2 protein-coding genes are annotated in these 1,840 nt (G+C 55.2%); both read right to left on the bottom strand.

Annotated elements, in window-relative coordinates:
- Window positions 1-1,027 (bottom strand): hypothetical protein (locus J0A65_RS22850; RefSeq protein WP_206596601.1); only part of this gene is annotated, 1,027 nt, incomplete at its 3' end.
- Window positions 1,028-1,840, bottom strand: an 813-nt coding sequence (locus tag J0A65_RS22845; RefSeq protein WP_206596600.1) for a glycosyltransferase family 4 protein, incomplete at its 5' end; no start/stop codon positions are given.

Genomic DNA, 1,840 nt, shown 5'->3' with positions numbered 1-1,840 from the left:
AACTGATCAGTAGCACATTAGCGAGCATGTCCGAACCAAATACGTCCTGCCCAGCACTGTTCTGAAGAATCCGCAAGCGAATTCGTTGTGCCAACACCATGACTACACCGCCGACAAGCGAACAACCTATGGCAAACCAGAACAGGTTGCCTTTACCAGTCCAATCCAGTGCAGTCGGGAATACGAGCACAACACCTGATAACGCAATTCCTCCGAACAACGACAGTGCACAGGCAATCGTCAACACTGTCGGCAACAGAGGAGCGCCGCCAGCATCCCGCTCGGCTTTGACCAGGGTAGGCCCGAGGACCTGCGAAAAGACCGCCCCGAGAATGCCGCCTATGGCAAACGCAGCAAACAAATCCCCGGCGACCGACTTACCAGTCAGGTGCAGAATGAATAGCCGAAATACATAGACGCAGACACCGATAACTGCGGTGGAGCCCAGGTGCGGCAACATGCTACGCACAATGAGCATATTGCTGTGACTATTCCACGCCGAATGAAGCAAGCTCCCACGCACACTCCAGAACAGAGGAGAGAATGCCCAGACCGCCAAAACGGCCAGCGAGAATGGCGCATCAAATCCCAAAACCAGAAGCAGACCCAGGCTTAATGCCCCCTGGGTAAGGAAGAACCACAGCACCAGGTTGCCGGACCTGTTGACCTCATGCTCACTGAGAAACACCTCAGCGAGCCACTCACAAGCGCGCCGGCTCACGAGTAGCAAGGCAATCGGCCATTGCACGTCCACGACACCCACACTGAGCGCGAATGCCAGAACAAAGAGCGGGGCCACCATCAGGCTGCGAAGACGCAGAATATCAACAGTACCAATCTGGCTACCGCCGATAATCAAGCTACGAGCATTACCGGAGAACGCATAAAACAAGGCGACAGTAGCACCATGAACGATCCCGAAATCAGCTGCCAGCTCGGATCGCCCCAAAAGACTCAAGCCGATCATCACCAACATCATGGCAAACGTGTTGGCCATGAATGCTGCAGGAAACAGGTACAAGGTCATTTATTTACACGCCTGCTCTAGCAACTCCGTGAGGCGGCGGGTTTGCATTTGCATTTCAAAATGCTCAGTAAAATATGCCTGCCCGGAGCCTCCCATTGCGGCGCGTGCTTCAGCACTCAAAGCAAACATGCTGCGAATGTTCGCGACCAGCGGCAGCACCTGCCCGGCCGGAGATGCCAACCCTGCTTTCGCCTCATGCACAACACGCGCTCCTTCGCCATCAAGGGCTGCAACTATAGGCCTACCAGCAGCAAGATAAGCCTGAATCTTGCTGGGTATGGTCTGAGCAAATATGGGTTCTGCATTAAGGGAAACCAGCAGCGCGGATGAGCGTTCGAAGATCGACGGCATAGCCTCCATGGGGAAGCGCCCAGGAAGGATCAGATTATCCAGCCCGTGGGCCTGCTTTTGTGCCTGGAGCCAGGGCAAGCGACTACCGCTGCCCACCAACACCAGGCGAATATCTGGGTCATCACGCAGATGAACAGCGGCTTGAACCAGAGTTTCCAGGGCCTGAGCCGTCCCGAGATTGCCGGCAAAGGTCACGCAAAAGTGATTATCCAGGGTCTCGATCAAATCCTCCGGGATGCCTACTACGCGAGAGTATTGGACATCAATGGAATTGGGGTAATAAATAATCTTCTGACGTTCCGCGTAGCGGGCAACCGGCTCGACAAAAGCCTGGGACTGCACCAACAGAAGATCGCAGCAGCGATAGATGGCCTTGACCATCCACCCCACTGCCTTGAGCACACGCGGATTACGGATGAACCCGGTGGCGGCAAGACTTTCTGGCCAAAGGTCCTGCACCCA

Origin of the sequence: Bowmanella yangjiangensis, assembly GCF_017255015.1 — a bacterium.
Classification (GTDB): domain Bacteria; phylum Pseudomonadota; class Gammaproteobacteria; order Enterobacterales; family Alteromonadaceae; genus Bowmanella; species Bowmanella yangjiangensis.
The sequence above is the reverse complement of the archived record's forward strand: the minus strand, read 5'-3'. Positions and strand labels throughout refer to the sequence as shown.